The sequence below is a fragment of the Aeromonas sp. HMWF015 genome, assembly GCF_963878965.1.
Taxonomy (GTDB): domain Bacteria; phylum Pseudomonadota; class Gammaproteobacteria; order Enterobacterales; family Aeromonadaceae; genus Aeromonas; species Aeromonas veronii.
Genome location: NZ_CAWNZT010000443.1, coordinates 1 through 4,291, shown reverse-complemented (window position 1 = coordinate 4,291; position 4,291 = coordinate 1). Strand labels below are relative to the sequence as shown.

At 36.5% G+C, this 4,291-nt stretch carries 2 protein-coding genes; both read left to right on the top strand.

What is annotated here, in order from left to right:
- Positions 1–2,229: AAA family ATPase (locus AACS18_RS22845; protein ID WP_146184825.1), on the top strand; the 2,229-nt coding region annotated here is incomplete at its 5' end.
- Between the two features lie 9 nt (positions 2,230–2,238).
- Positions 2,239–4,101, top strand: coding sequence for a DUF2357 domain-containing protein (locus AACS18_RS22840; RefSeq protein ID WP_108613393.1), 1,863 nt, complete (start codon positions 2,239–2,241; stop codon positions 4,099–4,101).
- Positions 4,102–4,291: the final 190 nt, after the last annotated feature.

Genomic DNA, 4,291 nt, shown 5'->3' with positions numbered 1-4,291 from the left:
GATGCAGTAAGTAGCCTAGCAGCAGGCTCGCTCTTACCTATTTTCCATCACCCATTACCTCCCAAAGAAACAGGAACCTTACCTGCCGGAGTCGTGCCACCTCGAGGAACCTTCTTTCTTAAAGATGGCGATAACATTTACGGGCCATTAACAAGCAGTGAAAACTCATATAATTCATATGTCATTGAACCCTTAACTCACCCAAGTTTATCTTTAGGAAAAGACTATTTAGGCCACTATAAAGAGGATGATATTTATAGTTGTTTAGTGAATATTGTAGTTAATAGAAAAGAGCTGTCATTTGTAACATCCATAAAAGATTTGATATCCTATCCGATCAATAAAATTGATTACATGGCAGATGATCGTTTAATTAAATTTTTCAATCTTCAAGGGTTTGGTAAAAATCTTAAAGGATTAGCAAAAAAAGAAGCTGAGAAATTACAACAGGTAATTTCGCAAAGTGAGAAAACACACCAGTCAGTAAAATCCGAGCGATTAGATAGACTCAAGGCTCTGCTCGATCGTTACCTCAATGAGTCAGACATTGGTTTTGAGCTAATCAAGTCTCATTTATCTAGTCCAATTGGCATTAAGTTTCTTACTGAATATGTAGAGTCAAACAAAGAGTATTTACTAAGCGATCATCTAGAAAAAGTTCAAGCTGATGCTAAAGCACAAGAAGACTCAATAAAGAAACAACTTGCAGAATATGAAAAACAAATTGACTCAAAACGAATTGAACTAGAAAAAACACAAGCTCTAGTATCAGAGGCAAGGGAAAAAGCTAAAGAGGAAATTGCAAAAATCCAAGCCGAAACACAGGAACAAGCAAGACTTAGCCTTGAAAGAAAGCAAGAAGAGTTATCGCAAGAAGTAAAGGCGAAATCAGAGGAATTAAACAATATACAATCGATAATAGACGAAAAAACAAAACGTTTAAAAATTGTTGACCAAATAGATAAGTTAAAAAGTGAATGCAACTATTACGAATCCCATTCTGGTAAACTAAAGGCTGCTGTTAAAGGTTTTGAGGATGCTCTCAATGATCAAGAAAAACTAGCATCTAAAATGGTTGAGATGGAGGTAGTCAGTCGTGTATTGAATGGAGGCACTGCGACCACAACAACCCAGACAAATTATACCCCGGTTACTTTTACATCTAATGAGCCAAACTCTGGTGAAGACCTTGTAGAGCTATTGTGTAATCATTTTGAAGATGATGGTGGAAGAACATTCTCAAAAGAAGAGATGACAAATCTTGTAGTCTCAATTAATCAGTCATTCTTAACTATCCTATCCGGGCCTCCCGGTGTTGGTAAAACCTCAACTATCACACGGTTAGCAAATGCAATGCATCTAGGTGATGTACGAGGACAACAAAATTTCTTGTACATACCTGTTGGGCGTGGTTGGGTTTCTTCACGAGACATACTGGGCTTCTATAACTCACTCAAAGGCGTCTATCAAGAATCGAGAACCGGTTTATACAGTTTCCTTAAAAAGGATCTCTCAGTTAATGAAGGCGAATCTGCAACAAAACTTGTATTACTTGATGAAGCAAACCTATCAAGCATAGAGCACTATTGGTCAGATTTTCTTGGCATGTGTGACCAAGAAGGTAGATATCGCCCTATAGATACAGGCATCCTTGAACCTGACAATCGATATCTGAATGTTACAAGCAATGTCAGATTTATAGCCACAATCAATAATGATTCAACAACAGAACGCCTATCACCACGTCTCGTAGATAGAGTTCCTGTAATCAGTCTTACACAATCAAAACAAGACTTGAACGCATCAGAGATATCATCAAACTTCAAACTTGATGGTGCAATCACTTCTGCTAAATTTAAAGCTCTCCTATCCTCATCTGATAATGAGATGTCACGTTCAAATGAAGCTATATTGAGTCAGGTGATTGAGCTCTTACATAAGAGAGATTCAGAGTATGGCCAAGCAGTTCCAATTAGCCATCGTAAGATAATGGCAATTCGAAATTATTGCTCAGTAGCTGGCAGTATTATTGGCCCTGAAATAGCTATGGATTTCGCAATATCACAGCATATTCTGCCTCATATTGAAGGCTATGGGTCTAAATTTAAGCGAAGAGTTCAAGAGCTGCTTCCGATCTTAAATAAAACTCACCATCGTTCTACATATCATGTAGAACGAATTTTAACTGGTGGCAATGAATTTACAGGCACATATTCATTTTTTAACTAAGGTGTGATTATGGTTCTAGTTATAACCATATTGAATGGTTCAAGGAAAGGCCAAGCAATCACGCTTTCACAAAATCAATCTACACTGGATACAATTGAGTGGATAAAGGAGGATGAATCCGTAGAATTTAGCCTAACTACATCTGATGAATACGAATCAGCAGTTCTTGAGCTATATGAACATAGTATACCTAGCACAACCATAAGAAGGGCTGAGGACAACCAGATTACTTTTATCTGGAGCCCCGCTTATCGTGAACCTTATGGCTATGAAAAAGTTTTTATAAACTACTTTGGCATAGCTGAATTTAATGTCGCGTTAAAGAAAAAACATTCGCAAGACATACACATTGATTATTTCAAACCGATAGAGGTTTTAGCATCAAAGCTCAATTCAGATAGAGTTAGCGAGATGCTCACATATATTTCCAACACTCCAGGCGAACTAATTCACTCTATATTTAGGACAACAAGACATGGAGCAAAACTAGGCGACGGAAGCTCGTCACCAAGCCTTTCACTAGAAAGAATAGAGAGTTTGATCGACAAATTTAAATGCGACCTACAGTTAATTTTTAGACATCCAATAACGAGGTTAATCCCCGAGCATAAAATTATAAATCCTACAGGACAAGAAGACATTGATGATAGTTCAATGGGATGGTTACTATCAAACATGTCAGTATTATCAGCGACAGATTCAGCACATGATGCTCATTTTGAGCATAACAAGGATTATTTTAAAGCGACTTTAATTCAGTTACCCATTTTGACAGAGAATACTGACCTGTATGAAAATAAAGTACTACATGGCTTTGTATTGCAACTAACTCAAGAAGTTAATTCTTATATGAGGCAATACACATCTTTCAATTCACCCAACAGGATTAGTTACAGTACAAAACCAATTGGTTATTCAAGCTTCTTTGATCAGATGACAACGTTTAAAAACATATTGATTTCTGAACAAATCAAACGATGCAATAAGCTTGCTGATTCATTGAAACAAATAAAGATATATCTTGAATCAAAAATACCTGTAAAACATGCTATATTAGAAAGACCAATTGTAACACATAAAGTAAGACACAATCATGCATATAGAAGTGCCTTTATTAAAATGGTTGAATGGCATGAAAAGGGTAAGCCAGATTGGTCTGCATACGAAAACCTATTCGCGATCCAAAGCATACCGACTATATTTGAGGTTTATAGTTATCTTAGAACTCTATTGCATTTGAATAAGACATTTCCAATTTCAGATATATCTCTAGAGACTAATAATGAACTCGTAACACAGTTTATTGACAACAAGGGAACAGACATCTGGCTTAGAAGAGAACCTATTTATTGGATGTCTGGCCATCCCAACTCTGTAGGAGAAACATTTGTTAATACTGAAGGATGGAATCATTCAAAACACAAACCACTTAAAAAACGCTCTACAAATGGTCTCTTTTCTCATCGGAAACCTGATATCTCCATTGAGATAAAGAATAAAAATGACCATGCAAACCTTATAGTTCTTGATGCGAAGTACACAACACCTGAAAGAGCATTTCGCATATATCTTCCTGAGCTAACTATGAAATACGTCCATGGTTTGCATCAGGTAGGAAGTGATCATGCAGTTGTTTCATCACTAACAATAATCCACCCTTCTGACGAAAAAATATTTAGAAGTTTTCACAACCAAATGTATGACATTTATGGAGAACATCCTGTTTCACCAAGCTTACAGTGCATTGGCATTAGCTCAAATAACGTCAACTCGACAACCGACGGATACGAATACTTATTGGATAAAATTCTATCTCTTAATGGTGTAGACATTGGAAAAATCAATATTAACACTGAAACAGCCATAGTCTAAAAACCATTTATAAACAATAAGCGGAGGCATCATTTTGATGCCTCCACATTTATCCTCAACTGTCAGTGGCACTATCACCTTAAAATAACAATTTGTCGACATCCTTTAAAAACTTTTCCGTCCCCTAAAACCACTTTTCATCTCACAAATTCTATATTCTGAAAAGACCGTCATATAGGCAGACAGAAGC

What these genes read in the sequence shown, in the direction of transcription:
- AACS18_RS22840 (WP_108613393.1), top strand. Translation starts at nt 2,239, where the DNA reads ATGGTTCTAGTTATAACCATATTGAATGGTTCAAGGAAAGGCCAAGCA.